The sequence below is a fragment of the Bradyrhizobium japonicum USDA 6 genome, from assembly GCF_000284375.1.
Taxonomy (GTDB): Bacteria; Pseudomonadota; Alphaproteobacteria; order Rhizobiales; family Xanthobacteraceae; genus Bradyrhizobium; species Bradyrhizobium japonicum.
Map to the genome: position 1 here is coordinate 5,937,903 of NC_017249.1, position 13,823 is coordinate 5,951,725.

11 protein-coding genes and 2 pseudogenes are annotated in these 13,823 nt (G+C 65.1%); 5 read left to right on the plus strand and 8 right to left on the minus strand.

Annotation, left to right across the window (positions count from 1 at the left end; genetic code table 11):
- Positions 1-17: 17 nt before the first annotated feature.
- The 3 genes from BJ6T_RS28245 to BJ6T_RS28255 form a co-directional block, all read right to left on the minus strand.
- A complete protein-coding gene (locus tag BJ6T_RS28245; RefSeq protein ID WP_014495946.1) occupies positions 18-1,085 on the minus strand; it encodes an enoyl-CoA hydratase/isomerase family protein in 1,068 nt (355 codons plus the stop codon).
- Positions 1,082-2,227: an isobutyryl-CoA dehydrogenase gene (locus BJ6T_RS28250; RefSeq protein WP_014495947.1), complete on the minus strand. Its 1,146-nt coding sequence runs from the start codon at positions 2,225-2,227 to the stop codon at positions 1,082-1,084. Before BJ6T_RS28250 ends, BJ6T_RS28245 begins: the two co-directional genes overlap by 4 nt.
- Before the next feature lie 118 nt (positions 2,228-2,345).
- Positions 2,346-3,842 carry a CoA-acylating methylmalonate-semialdehyde dehydrogenase gene (locus BJ6T_RS28255; RefSeq protein ID WP_014495948.1) on the minus strand — a complete coding sequence of 499 codons (1,497 nt, stop codon included), beginning with the start codon at positions 3,840-3,842 and terminating at the stop codon, positions 2,346-2,348.
- Between the two features lie 101 nt (positions 3,843-3,943).
- Between BJ6T_RS28255 and BJ6T_RS28260 the strand changes: the two genes are divergently transcribed.
- Positions 3,944-4,852, plus strand: a complete 909-nt coding sequence (locus BJ6T_RS28260; protein WP_014495949.1) for a LysR family transcriptional regulator — start codon at positions 3,944-3,946, stop codon at positions 4,850-4,852.
- Between the two features lie 109 nt (positions 4,853-4,961).
- Here the strand turns inward: BJ6T_RS28260 and BJ6T_RS28265 are convergent, their stop codons facing one another.
- Both BJ6T_RS28265 and BJ6T_RS28270 read right to left on the minus strand, forming a co-directional pair.
- Positions 4,962-5,582, minus strand: a complete 621-nt coding sequence (locus BJ6T_RS28265) for a TetR/AcrR family transcriptional regulator (RefSeq protein WP_014495950.1) — start codon at positions 5,580-5,582, stop codon at positions 4,962-4,964.
- A gap of 69 nt (positions 5,583-5,651) precedes the next feature.
- Positions 5,652-6,182, minus strand: coding sequence for a PaaI family thioesterase (locus BJ6T_RS28270; protein WP_014495951.1), 531 nt, complete (start codon positions 6,180-6,182; stop codon positions 5,652-5,654).
- Between the two features lie 153 nt (positions 6,183-6,335).
- Here BJ6T_RS28270 and BJ6T_RS28275 point away from each other — a divergent pair, with 153 nt between their 5' ends.
- The 3 genes from BJ6T_RS28275 (at position 6,336) to BJ6T_RS28285 (ending at position 10,038) form a co-directional block, all read left to right on the plus strand.
- The gene (locus BJ6T_RS28275) at positions 6,336-7,106 is read left to right on the plus strand and encodes an enoyl-CoA hydratase (RefSeq protein WP_014495952.1); all 771 of its coding nucleotides are present in this window, start codon (positions 6,336-6,338) and stop codon (positions 7,104-7,106) included.
- A gap of 326 nt (positions 7,107-7,432) precedes the next feature.
- Positions 7,433-8,629 carry an acetyl-CoA C-acyltransferase gene (locus BJ6T_RS28280; protein ID WP_014495953.1) on the plus strand — a complete coding sequence of 399 codons (1,197 nt, stop codon included), beginning with the start codon at positions 7,433-7,435 and terminating at the stop codon, positions 8,627-8,629.
- A 113-nt stretch (positions 8,630-8,742) separates the two neighbouring features.
- The gene (locus tag BJ6T_RS28285) at positions 8,743-10,038 is read left to right on the plus strand and encodes an MFS transporter (RefSeq protein ID WP_014495954.1); all 1,296 of its coding nucleotides are present in this window, start codon (positions 8,743-8,745) and stop codon (positions 10,036-10,038) included.
- Here the strand turns inward: BJ6T_RS28285 and BJ6T_RS28290 are convergent.
- The 3 genes and pseudogenes from BJ6T_RS28290 to BJ6T_RS28300 all read right to left on the minus strand — a co-directional run.
- Positions 10,035-11,438, minus strand: coding sequence for a carbohydrate porin (locus BJ6T_RS28290; protein ID WP_014495955.1), 1,404 nt, complete (start codon positions 11,436-11,438; stop codon positions 10,035-10,037). The two genes, BJ6T_RS28285 and BJ6T_RS28290, sit on opposite strands and share 4 nt — an antisense overlap.
- 21 nt (positions 11,439-11,459) lie before the next feature.
- A complete protein-coding gene (locus BJ6T_RS28295) occupies positions 11,460-12,476 on the minus strand; it encodes a transporter (protein ID WP_014495956.1) in 1,017 nt (338 codons plus the stop codon).
- Between the two features lie 115 nt (positions 12,477-12,591).
- Positions 12,592-12,963: pseudogene (locus BJ6T_RS28300) on the minus strand (acetoacetate decarboxylase family protein); the annotation flags it as partial.
- On the opposite strand from BJ6T_RS28300, the pseudogene BJ6T_RS28305 reads away from it, so the two are divergent.
- A pseudogene (locus tag BJ6T_RS28305) lies at positions 12,964-13,602 on the plus strand (DUF3734 domain-containing protein); the annotation flags it as partial. It lies immediately after the preceding pseudogene.
- Between the last annotated feature and the right edge of the window lie 221 nt (positions 13,603-13,823).

Consider the following 13,823-nt stretch of genomic DNA (forward strand, 5'->3'; position numbering starts at 1 on the left):
GCTAGACGTTTCGTTGATTAGTTGAACTTCAGTTCGTCGGCGCCGATCTCGGCGAGATACGGCGCAAGCATCTCTTGTGTCACATCCTCGATCCGCGGCGGCGACCAGGTCGGATTGCGGTCCTTGTCGATCACGGCGGCGCGCACGCCTTCGCGGAAATCATCGCTGCGGAAGACCTCCAGCGCGGCGCGATACTCACGCACCAGGCACTCTTCCAAGCTCGACGCCGTGCGCGCGAGCCGCAGCAGCTTCAGCGTCACCACCATTCCGCGTGGCGATTTCTCGCCGAGCGTCCTCAACGTGGCCAGCGCGAACTCGGAGCCGTCGCGCTTGAGTGCAGCGACGATGTCCTCCATGCGGTCGAAGCCGAACAACGCGTCGATAACAGGCTCTTTCGCGGCGACCGGTCCCGCGGTCTCACCGGTTGCAAAACCGTTGATAAGCTTGCTGACATCAGCCGCGGTCGCGCCGGAACGAGCCCTTGTCAGAGCCTCGCGCAGTTCCGGCAATTTCGCCGCCGGCACCACGACATCGGCAAACCTAGCATGGATCGCGTCCGGCCCGTTCATGGTCTGGCCGGTCAGGCCGAAATACGTGCCGATCTCCCCCGGCGAGCGCGACAACAGAAAGGTGCCGCCGACATCCGGGAAGAAGCCGAGCCCGACCTCGGGCATCGCGAGCCTGGTGCGGTCGGTGACGACGCGGTGGCTGGCATGGGCGGAGAGCCCGACGCCGCCGCCCATCACGATGCCGTCCATGAACGCGACATAGGGTTTCGGGAATCTCTTGATCCGGGCGTTGAGGATGTATTCCTCGCGCCACAGGATCTTGCCGAGGTCACCATTGACCTTGGAGCTTTCCCAGAGCGTGCGGATGTCGCCGCCGGCGCACAGGCCGCGCTCGCCGGCCCCCTCCAGCAGGATCACGGCGACGGCCGGATCGGCCTCGAAGCGGTCGAGCGCCTTTTCGATGTCGCGAAACATCTCCAGCGTCACGGCATTGATCGCCTTCGGACGGTTGAGCCGGATCACGCCGGCTGCGCCCTCGACGCGGGCGACCAGATCGCCCTCCTCCACTGAATTCATCGCGCGCCCTCGATCAATTTGCGCGCCACGATGAGCCGCATGATTTCATTGGTGCCTTCGAGGATCTGGTGCACGCGCAGATCGCGCACGATCTTCTCGATGCCGTATTCGCTGAGATAGCCGTAGCCGCCATGGAGCTGGAGCGCGTGGTTGGCGACCTCGAAGCCGACATCGGTGCCGAAGCGCTTTGCCATCGCGCACAGCATGGTGGCATCAGGGTCCTTGCGGTCGAGCGCGGCGGCGGCGCGCCACAGGAAAGTGCGCGCCGCCTCGAGCTCGATCGCCATGTCGGCGAGCCGGAATTGCAATGCCTGGAATTCGTCGAGACGTTTTCCAAAGGCCTTGCGTTCCTTCATGTAGGCGCGCGCCTTGTCGAGCGCGGTCTGCGCGCCGCCGAGCGAGCATGCGGTGATGTTGAGGCGGCCGCCGTCGAGGCCGGCCATCGCGATCTTGAAGCCGATGCCCTCCTCGCCCAGCCGGTTCGCGACCGGCACGCGCGCGTTCTCGAACATCACGGCGCGGGTCGGCTGCGCATTCCAGCCCATCTTGCGCTCATTGGCGCCGTAGGAGACGCCGGGCGTGTTGCCGTCGATCACGAGGGTCGAGACGCCGCCGGCGCCGTCGCCGCCGGTTCGGACCATGGCGACAAGGAGATCCGTGCCGCCGGCGCCGGAGATGAACTGCTTCTGGCCGTTGAGGACGTAATGATCGCCGTCGCGCACGGCACGGGTGCGCAGCGCTGCCGCATCGGAGCCGGCGCCTGGTTCGGTCAGGCAGTAGCTCGCGATCAGCTCCATCGAGCAGAGTTTCGGCAACCATTTGTGGCGCTGGGTGTCGCTGCCGAAGGCATCGATCATCCAGGACGCCATGTTGTGGATGGAGATGAAGGCCGAGGTGGTCGGACAGCCCGTCGCCAGCGCCTCGAAGATCAGCGCCGCGTCGAACCGAGTCATCGCGGAACCACCGACATCCTCGCGGATGTAGATGCCGCCCATGCCGAGGGTCGCCGCCTCGCGCATCACGTCGACGGGGAAATGCTTCTCCTCGTCCCAGCGCAACGCGTGCGGCGCGATCTTCTCGGCCGCAAACGCCAACGCCATGTCGCGAACCGCGACCTGATCCTCGTTCAGAGCGAACTGCATGCCGGGCTGCTCATTTTTCTCTCGTCATTGCGAGCGAAGCGAAGCAATCCAGACTGTCTCCGCGGAAAGATGCTGGATTGCTTCGTCGCTACGCTCCTCGCAATGACGGCCGAGGAAATTACTTCATCAGCGGGATCGAGAACTCCGCACCTTCCTTGACGCCGGACGGCCAGCGCGAGGTCACCGTCTTGGTCTTGGTGTAGAAGCGGACCGAGTCCGGGCCGTGCTGGTTGAGATCGCCGAAGCCCGACTTCTTCCAGCCGCCGAAGGTGTAATAGGCGATCGGCACCGGGATCGGCACGTTGACACCGACCATGCCGACATTGACCTTGGCCGCGAAGTCGCGCGCGGCGTCGCCGTCGCGGGTGAAGATGGCGACGCCGTTGCCGTAGTCATGATCCGACGGCAGCGCCAGCGCTTCCTTGTAGTCATGCGCGCGCACGACCGAGAGCACGGGGCCGAAGATCTCTTCCTTGTAGATCCGCATGTCCTTGGTGACGTTGTCGAACAGCGAACCGCCGAGATAGAAGCCCTTCTCGTAGCCCTGCATCTTGAAGCCACGGCCGTCGACGGCGAGCGTCGCGCCTTCCTTGATGCCGATGTCGATGTAGCTCTTGACCTTCTCGACCGCCTCGCGCGTGACCAGCGGACCGTAGTCGGCGGACGGATCGATCGAGGTGCCGATCTTGAGCGACTCGACGCGCGGGATCAGCTTTTCCATCAGCCGGTCGGCGGTGGACTTGCCGACGGGAACGGCGACGGAGACGGCCATGCAGCGCTCGCCGGCCGAGCCGTAGCCGGCGCCGATCAGCGCGTCGACCGCCTGGTCCATGTCCGCGTCGGGCATGATGATGGCGTGGTTCTTGGCGCCGCCAAAACACTGGCAACGCTTGCCGGTCTGGGCTGCGCGCTCGTAGATGTATTGCGCGATCGGCGTGGAGCCGACGAAGCCGATGGCCTTGATGTCGGGATCGTCCAGGATGGCGTCGACCGCTTCCTTGTCGCCGTTGACGACGTTGAGGATGCCTGCCGGCAGGCCCGCCTCGATCATCAGCTCGGCGAGCAGCATCGGCACGCCGGGGTCGCGCTCGGACGGCTTCAGGATGAAGGCGTTGCCGCATGCGATGGCGGGAGCGAACTTCCACATCGGGATCATCGCCGGGAAATTGAACGGCGTGATGCCGGCGACGACGCCGAGCGGCTGGCGCATGGAATAGATGTCGATGCCGGGGCCGGCGCCTTCGGTGTATTCGCCCTTCATCAGATGCGGGATGCCGCAGGCGAACTCCGCGACTTCGAGGCCGCGCTGAATGTCGCCCTTGGCGTCCGGCACGGTCTTGCCATGCTCACGTGCGAGCAGCTCGGCGAGCTTGTCGTAATCGCGCTGCACCAGCTCCACGAATTTCATCATGACGCGGGCCCGGCGCTGCGGATTGGTCGCGGCCCATTCCGGCTGCGCGGCACGGGCGTTCTCCACGGCAGCGCGGACCTCGGCCTTGGACGCCAGCGCCACCTTGGCCTGGACGTCACCGGTCATCGGCTCGAATACGTCCGCCGTCCGGCCTGAGGCGCCCTTGACCTCCTTGCCACCGATGAAATGTCCGATTGAACGCATGGAATGATCTCCTGAGGTCGAGCGTGAACGCTTTGACAAATCCTATCGACCTGCATTTTATAGGATTCAAGTCTGAGATAATGCACCATAGATGTGCGAAAATGCTGGATCAAGGTAGCATCGACTGGGACGACTTCCGCTTCGTGCTGGCCATCGTGCGGGGCGGCTCGGTTTCGGCTGCGGCCAAGCAGCTCGGAGTGGACCACGCCACCGTGATCCGCCGTGTCGACCGGCTGGAGAGACACCTCTCGGCGAAGCTGTTTGACCGGCGCAAGACCGGCTATCTCCTCACCGAGGCCGGCCAGCGCGTCGCCGACAGCGCGGAAGCCATGGAATCGACCATCGTCGCCAACCAGGAGCAGGTCGGCGGCTCGGTGGCGCGGCTGACCGGCACGGTGCGGATCGGCGCGCCCGACGGGTTCGGCACCGCCTTCCTGGCGCCGCGGCTGGCGCCGTTCGCGGATCGCTATCCCGACCTCGATCTGCAACTTGTGGCCACCGCGCGGCTGTTCAGTCTCTCCAAGCGCGAAGCCGATATCGCGATCAGCCTGACCATGCCGAAGGAAGGCCGCATCGTCGGCCGCAAGCTCCTGGACTACCGCCTCGGGCTTTATGCGGCGCCGGCCTATCTCGACCGTTTCCCGAAGATCACCTCGCGGCAGGATCTGCCGCAGCATCGCTTCGTCGGCTATATCGAGGAGCTCCTGTTCACGCCCGAGCTCGATTACCTCCCGCAGGTATCGCCGCGGATTTCGGCGCGCTTCCGCAGCGCCAATCTGATCGCGCAGCTCAATTCCACGCTCGCGGGCTTCGGCATCGCCGTGCTCCCGCATTTCATGGCGAGTGATTATCCGCAGCTGGTGGCGGTGCTGCCGGAGGAGATATCTATCACGCGGACGTTCTGGATGCTGATGCACGCGGACAGCAAGGACCTCGCGCGGATCCGCGCGGTGGCCGACTACATCTGCGAGATCGTGGAGCGCGAGCGGGCGTTGTTTGCGGGGCGGTAAGGACGGTCTCGTAGGGTGGGCAAAGCGAAAGCGTTCCCACCATGTCTCTTGCGGGCGTAGAGAGATGGTGGGCACGGCGCTGGAGCGCCTTTGCCCACCCTACCGCATCTCAGTTCTGCTTCGCCTTCTTCGCCGCCGTCACCTTCGGCTCGCGCTTCGCGCCATCGAGCGCGCTGTCCTTGCCGGCCTTCAGCACCTCGTCCGACAGTTCGCTGGATCCTGCAATGCGCGCCAGCAGCATGGCGCCGGCCATCGTCGCAAGCGTCGCGATGGCCTGCTTGCGCGCGGCCTTGCGCGGCAGGTTGGGGATGAAATCGGTCATCATCTCGACCATCTCGTCCAGCTTTCCGGCAAAGGCCTTGCGCGTCTTCGGGCTCTCACGGGCGATCTCGGCGCCCAGCGCCGGAATCGAGCAGCCGTGGCCGGGATTGTCCCGATGCAACGCCGAGAGATAGGTCTCGACGATCTGGGTCAGTTGCTTTTCGGGCGCGATCTGATCGGACTGCTTGCGCCAGTGCTCCATCGAGCGGTCCATGGCGTAGGCAAAGGCCTCGATCACCAGCGCCTCGCGCGAGTCGAAATGCGCGTAGAAGCCCCCATGGGTCAGGCCGGCCTCCTTCATGAGGTCGGCGACGCCGATGCCGTGGGCGCCTTTTTCCCGCAGCCGCACGGAGGCCTTCTTCACGATTCGGTCGTGGGTTTCCTGCTTGTGTTCCCGGGAATAGCGCATGCGGGTCTCATTGAATGTCGGAGATCATCTCATAACACAGAAATGGACCAGGCGGTGCATTAATTCATGTTAAGTTGTCGCGCCAATCATGGAAAAGGTTGCAGTTGCATGGACTGCGAGCGCACCCTTGCCGTCGCGGACAAAGCCCTCGGTGTAGCTGGTCTGGCGTCCCAGCTTGATGATCTTGCCTTCGGCCGAGATCAGCCCGGAACGTACCGACAGCGGGCGCAGGAAGGTCATTTTCAGGTCGAGGGTCACGGACGACTGCCCGGGCTCCAGCCGCGTCGAGATGGCGCAGCCCATGGCGGTATCGATCAGCGCCGCGGCGGTCGCGCCGTGCAGGAGGCCGATGGTATTTTCGAGATCCTCGCGTGGCTCCAGTTCCATCACGATCCGACCCGGTTCGACCACCGCCATGGTGAAACCGATCAACTTTGCGAACGGCGGCGGCGGCAGCCGGCCGTCGAGGATTCCCAGCATCGCGTCCATGCCCGAAAGCCCCATCGCTGCTTTTGCAACCGGCGCAGGCACCTGCCAATCCACCACGCGCTCACGCCGCTGCGCGGGCGAAAACAGGTCGAGTTGATCGTTACGGGTCATGGCGGCCTCTTTGTATGATATATGTCATACTATGTCACGAACTTCACGATGGCAACTCTGTCCCCCACCCGCTTGACAAGCAGGGCGTTTCGGCACCGAAGTGATCCCGACCCGCGCGCCTCGCGCATGTCCACGAAACCTTCGAGATGCCCGATGGAAATGCTCAACAATCACTGCGGCGTGACGCGCGATGCGCGCGGCGTCGTTCATGTCGCGATCTGCAACGCCGGCCCGCTCAACATTCTGGGCTCGCCCGTCACCGATGCCGTGCGCGAAGGCCTGCAGACCCTCGCGACCGACCGCAGCATCCGCGTCGTGGTGCTGCGCGGCCAGAACGAGAAGAGCATGATCGGCGGCGCCGACATCAAGGAGATGGCCAAGCTCGACCAGAAGTCAGCCGAAGCCTTCATCAGCCGCCTGCGCGATCTCTGCGAGGCCGTGCGCCAATTCCCGGCCCCGGTGATCGCGCGGATGCCGGGCTGGTGCCTCGGCGGCGGCCTCGAAGTCGCCGCCGCCTGCGATTTCAGGATCGCTGCACACGATGCGCATTTCGGCATGCCGGAGGTCCGCGTCGGCATCCCCTCTGTGATCCACGCCGCCCTGCTGCCGCGCCTGATCGGCTGGGCCCGCGCCCGCTGGCTGGTGATGACGGCGGAGAACATCGACGCGCCGACCGCGCTGGCCTGGGGACTGGTGGACAAGGTCGCGCCGGACGGTGGATTGGATGCCGAGGTCGAACACGTTGTGAAGGCGCTGCTCGAATGCGGCCCCGAGGCGCTGCGCTCGCAAAAGGCGCTGCTGCGGCAATGGGAGGAACTGCCGCTGACGGAGTCGGTAAATCTCAGCGTCAAGGTGTTCGGCGAGTCGTTCCTGACGGACGAGCCGACGCGGCTGATGGGCGCGTTTGTGAACAGGAAGCGGTAGGCGCTGGACGAGGGTGCCGTGATCGTTCCGCATGATGCTGTCATCGCCCGCCTTGTGCGCAATTGCGCACTGGGGCGGGCGATCCAGTATTCCAGAGGCCGTGCGTGGATACGGAGAGGCCGCGGCGTACTGGATGCCCCGCTCTCGCGGGGCATGACACCGTCATTGGGGAAGCGCCTTCGTTTCCATGGTCACAGCCCCTCCTCCGATCGAACGACCAAATCTCATCCGAACCACGACAATTTCTCATGCCGGCCGCGGTTGCATTTTTTGCGCCGCATCATATGATGACCATAATCTTTTCCGCCATCGCTGGGAGTTTCATCATGGCCGAAGCCGCCGATCCCGTCGTCATCGTCTCCGCCGCCCGCACCCCGCTCGGCCGCTTCATGGGCGAATTGTCGCCGCTGGCCGCGCACAAGCTCGGATCGCATGTGATTGGGGCTGCGCTGGAGCGCGCGAAACTTGCGCCGGAGAAAATCGACGAGGTCTTCATGGGCTGTGTGCTGCCGGCCGGACAAGGCCAGGCGCCGGCGCGCCAGGCGACACGTAGCGCCGGCCTGCCCGACGCCACGGGCGCGACCACGGTCAACAAGGTCTGCGGCTCCGGCATGAAGGCCACCATGCTGGCGCACGACATCATCCGCGCCGGCTCGGCCGAGATCGTCGTCTCCGGCGGCATGGAGAGCATGAGCAACGCGCCCTATCTCCTCGCCAAGGCGCGCGGTGGCTACCGCGCCGGGCACGACCGCATCATCGACCACATGATGATGGACGGACTGGAGGATGCCTACGAGACCGGCCGCTCCATGGGCGATTTCGGCGAAGCCACCGCGGAAGCCTATCAGTTCACCCGCAAGGACCAGGATGCCTATGCGATGGAGACGCTGAGCCGCGCGCGCAAGGCAGTCGAGGGCGGCGCGTTCAAGGCCGAGATCGCGCCGATCACGCTCACCGAGAAAGCAGGCCCACGTATCATCGCCAATGACGAGCATCCGCTGAAGGTCGACCCGGCCAAAATTCCCGGCCTGAAGCCGGCGTTCCGCGCCAACGGCACCATCACGCCGGCCGCCTCCTCCGCCAATGCCGACGGCGCCGCCGCGCTGGTGCTGACGAAGCGCTCGCTGGCTGATCGCAACGGCCTGCCGGCAATTGCCGAGATCAAGGGCCACGCCACCCACAGCCAGGAGCCGCAATGGTTCACGACGGCGCCGATCCCGGCGATCCGCAAGCTCCTCGACAAGGTCGGCTGGAGCGCCGGCGACGTGGATCTGTTCGAGATCAACGAGGCCTTCGCGGTGGTGGCGATGGCGGCGCAGCGCGACCTCGGCATCCCGCGCGACAAGCTGAACATCAACGGCGGCGCCTGCGCGCTCGGCCATCCCATCGGCGCGACCGGCGCGCGGCTGATCGTGACGCTGCTGCACGCGCTCGAGGCGCAGAATCTCAAGCGCGGCGTCGCGGCACTCTGCATTGGCGGCGGTGAAGCCACGGCCATCGCCGTGGAGCGTCTGACGCACTGACCAAGACACGTCCGAAAATGAGGGAACTCTGTCATTTTCGACAGACACGTCCCGTGCCATTCTGCAAGCTCGTGCAGGTGTTTCAAAACCTGCCCATCAAACATTGAGGCCCAATGATCTCGAACTGGCTCGCGGCAGCACTCGGCCGCCGCAATATCCACTACGGCTGGGTGATGGTCGGCGTGACCTTCCTCACCGCGCTGATCAGCGCCGGCACGGTCGGTGCGCCCGGCGTGTTCATCGTCCCGCTTCAGCACGAGTTCGGCTGGAGCACGGCGCAGATTTCCTCCGCGCTGTCGATCCGCTTCATCCTGTTCGGGCTGATGGCGCCGTTCGCGGCCGCGCTTCTCAACCGCTACGGCCTGCGCAACGTCACGCTGGCCGCCCAGCTCATCGTCGTCTCGGCGCTGGTCCTTTCGCTCGGCATGACGCAGGTCTGGCAGCTCGTGTTGCTGTGGGGCGTCGTGATCGGCATCGGCACCGGCATGACCGCGCTGGTGCTGGGCGCCACCATAGCGACGCGCTGGTTCGCCGCGCGGCGCGGCCTCGTCGTCGGCATCATGACTGCGAGCGTCGCCACCGGCCAGCTCGTATTCCTGCCGCTGCTCGCAAGCCTGACCGAGCGTTACGGCTGGCGGCTCGCGCTCGGCTTCGTCTGCATTGCGCTGGGCGTCTCCGCCGTTGCGGTTCTCCTCGCGATGCGCGACAGGCCGAGCGACGTGGGCCTGCGCCCGTTCGGCGACGAAGGCACCGAGCCCCTGCCGGCCCCGCCGGTCAGCCATGGCTCGATCACGGGCGTGGCGCTCGGCACGCTGCGCGACGCCTCGAAGTCGCGCGCGTTCTGGATCCTGTTTGCGACCTTCTTCGTCTGCGGCGCGTCGACCAACGGCCTCGTCCAGGTCCACCTGATCCCGATGTGCCTCGATTTCGGCATCCCGCAGGTGCAGGCCGCAAGCCTGCTCGCCGCGATGGGCATCTTCGACTTCTTCGGCACCATCATGTCGGGCTGGCTGTCGGACCGCTACGACAACCGCTACCTCCTGTTCTGGTACTACGGCTTGCGCGGGCTGTCGCTGATCTTCCTGCCCTTCAGCGACTTCTCGTTCTACGGGCTGTCGATCTTCGCGATGTTCTACGGGCTCGACTGGATCGCCACGGTGCCGCCGACGGTGCGGCTCACCGCGCAGAAGTTCGGACCCGAGCGCGCCAACCTGGTGTTCGGCTGGATCTTTGCCGGCCATCAGCTCGGTGCAGGCACCGCGGCGTTCGGCGCCGGTTTCTCGCGGACGGTCTATGAGAGCTACCTGCCTGCGTTCTTCATCGCCGGCGCGCTCTGCGTGTTCGCCTCGCTGATCGTGCTGGCGCTGTCGCGGCAACCGAAGGCCGAGCCGAAGCCGGCGATGGCCTAGTACCTGATCGTGGTGGTGACGCCGAAGACCGCGGCGTCACCGATCCGCGACACGCCGGTCGGATCGTTCGGATTGGGGATGCCGCCGGAGGGGCGGAACACGTATTGGAAGTAAGGCGCGATCAGCCAGCCCGGCTTGATATGCGCCTCGTAGATCATCTCGATCAGCGTCTCGTTGCTGCGCACCGGGCTCTGGATGCCGGTGAAGGCCTGCGTATCGAGATCAAGATTGCGCGCGGTGTTCGAAATCCGCATATAGGCCATCGCCACGCCGAAGCGATCGAGCGGACGGCCCGGCGTGAAGCCGACGAAGCCGATCCCGCCGTCCACATAGAGGTCGATCAGATTGCGGTCCGGCGGGCTGTAGGCAATGCGGCCGAACGCGGTGATGCCGGGAAGCGAGGCTGACGTGCTGTTGTCCTTCACCTCCGGCGGGCGATAGAGCACCTGCTCGATGATGGCGAAGATGCCGTAATTGCCGCGAAGTCTTGCAGGCACACCACTTCCGCCGGGATCGGCGATCGACAGCCCCTCCGCCGTAAAGCGCTGGCTGTCGAACGAGCCGTAATGCTTCCAGGCGCCCGGCGTGAAATTGCCGGCGAGCGGCCGGCCGCCGATATCGATGTCGTAGTTGAGACGAACCTGCCCGATCACCCATGGCGGATCGTTGACGCGGAACGCCAGGCCATGATGGTCGCGCAGCTGCGGATCCGCCTCGCCCGGGCCTGACGGATCGCCGTTGAACACCGCACCGAAGGCGGTGATGTTCTCGGTCAGCGCCGCCTTGATGCGGATGCCGGGCACCGCGATCGGCGGTGCCGGGCCCCCGGCGGGAAGATTGCTCGCCTTGATCGCGGGCCAGCCGAAGGTGCCGTTGATGAAGAGGTCGTCAGTCTGGCTGTCGAAGAACTCGACGTCGGCGGCCTGCTGGCCGGCCCTGATGTTCAGGCGGTCGCCGAAGAAGCTCTGCTCGAAATAGGCGTTGTAGAGCCGCTGGTCCGGCAGTGCCTCGATCTCGCTGATGGTGGCGAGGTTCATCACGTAGTTGCGGGAGAGCCCCTGGCCGTAGATCACGAACGCATTGGCGTAGAAGCGACCGCCGGTCCAGCCGACGAGCTTGTCGAGATCGGCATCGACCGAGAGATCGAGGCGTCCGAAATGGATGGCGCCACGCTTCACGCCGCCGGAGACGTTGGCGATGTTGTCGGCGATATAGGTGGCGCCGAAATTCAGGCCCTTGTTGGCGAGCCCGTCATGCCATTCGTTGAACCATTTTGGCGCCAGCCATTCGGCCGCGCTTTCGTCCTTGGCGCCGGCGAGCGCGCCGGTGCTCGCCGCCGTTGCGGCCAGCACGATCGCGGCCGCATTTCGCAGCGCAAACGTGTGGGACGTCCCGATCACGGCTGATACCGGCTGCGTACGCTACCTGAAGATTCCCGTGCGCCGCATGAACAGATAAGCCGCGCCGACCGACGAGGCCATCAGGAGCGCCGCCCAGAGAAATCCGCTCTCGACGTCGGTCAGCGGCAAGCCCTTGGTGTTCATGCCGAAGATGCCGGTGATCAGGGTCGGCGGCAGCAGCAGCGAGGTCACGATAGAGAGCGTGTGGAGGTGGTGGTTGCTCTCCTCCTCGTTCTTGAAGCGCAGTTCCTCCTCGAGCAGGCGGCTGCGTTCACGGAGCTCGACGATGTCGTGATCGAGCCCGTCCAGCCGCTGCGCCAGCTTGCCGGCGTGAATGCGCAAGGCCGGCGCCAGATGATCGGTGTTCTTCTGATCGAGCCGGTGGAACAGCACGCGCAGGCCGGTGAGCTGGCGATGCAACCTGACGCAGGTCCGGCGCAGCCGGCCGAGATTGCGGCGCATTTCCGGCTTGGCGTCGTCGGCCAAAATCCGTTCCTCGATGTCGTCGATCTCCTGGCCGAGCTTGTCCGCCATCCGGTCCAGCGTGTCGGCGACCTCGTCGACGATCTTTTCCAGGAGATGGGCGACGTTGTCGACGCGGTAGCCGCCTTCGAGCACGCGGCGCGTCGCATCGGCCGAGCACAGCGCCTGATGCCGGCCGCTGACGAGAAGATGCTCGGTCATGGCGAAACGCAGGAACGCGGTCTCTTCCGTCGCGCTGTCGATGTCGCGCACGAGATCGGAGAAGACGCCGTAGACGCAGTGATCGATGACGTGAAGCTGCTGGAACGTGTCGTTGGACAGCAGGAGGTCACGCGCGAGCGGCGGCAGCTGTGACGCCGCGATCCAGGGCCGTGCGCGCGCATCGGTCAGGTTGAAATGCAGCCAGAGCCGGCCGTCATGGCTGAACTCGATCGGCCGGTCGATCGGCAGCGCCTCGGCGCTGCCGTCGCCGTGCAGCCGGAACGCCCAGACCAGGCCGGGAATGGCGGGCACGGAATCCGATATCGCGCTGACAAGCTTCGCCGGCTCGGCCATGGCCAACCCCAACCGTCAACAAATGCCCCGCTTCCGGAAGATGGCTGACGGCATCCTCCGGACCTCTCTCGGGTACTCAATTACGGCTTTGTTACAGTTTGATGATTGTGCAGCCCTACTCCGCGGCCAGCCCCGTCGCGGCCACCGCCTCGGCCTCCTTGACGTAGTCGTGCACGACGCGACCGAACGGCAGCGTGAGATCGGCGATGTAGTGGTGCGCGCCCAGGCAGCGGCGAACTGGGAAATCCGCGACCGGCGCGTTGACGTGCGGCACCAGATGCAGCCGGCCGGGCCCCATCCAGGAGCCCTTCGGCACGATGTCGATGAGGTTGATCGCGACGAGCTGACAGACTTCGAGACGGCCGTCGACGCCCGGGATCATCTTCAGATTGATCTGCGTCTTCGACAGCGTCGCACGGGTGCGATCGCCGTTGCCGGCCATGCTCTCGTGCTTGTAGCCCATCGTGCCCATGGCGACGAGCTGGCCGTGCTCTCTGGCAACTTCATCTATTTCGACAACTCCCATGACGAGATCGAGCCGGAGCACATCATGGCTTCCGGCGCCCTGCCCCCGGCGCTGCCGATGGTGCGGATCGGCACCGATCATTTCTGGGACGGCGGCATCGTCTCCAACACGCCGCTCCAGCATCTGCTCGACCAGGAGGATGCGCTCAACTCGCTGGTGTTCCAGGTCGACCTGTTCAGCGCGCGGGGCGTGCTGCCGCGCTCGATCCAGGACGTGATGGCCCGCCACAAGGACATCATGTACTCCTCGCGCACGCGCCACAACACCGACGTCTACCGCCGCACCCACAACCTCAAGGTTCTGCTCTACAAGGCGCTGGCGAAAATCCCGGACGAGCAGCTCTCCGACGAGGATCGCCAGCTCAAGACGAGCCTGCGCCGCATGCCCGAGATCGCGATCCTGCACCTGATCTACCAGCAGAAGGCCTATGAGGGCGACGCCAAGGACCACGAATTCTCGGGCACCTCGATGCGCGAGCACTGGACAAGCGGCTACGAGGACACCAAGCGCACGCTGAAGCGCCGCGACTGGATCAAGATGCCGGACGAAGGCATGGGCCTCGTGGTGCACGACGTGCACCGCGAGACGGAGAGCGCGTAACGGCGCTCTTCAGACGGGCTGCTCCAAACAAAAACTGCGAAAACAACCCCATGCACAGTAGCCGGGGCGTGTCAGATCAATGACTTACGTTTTCCCGAAGCCATTTGACTCGTCGGGCAAAACAGGGGCATGATGGCATCATTGCCAAATCGCACGACCAATCTGCTCCGTGCCAATCCGTGAATTGCGGAACTTCGGTTCCACTGCATTCCGGCCATACG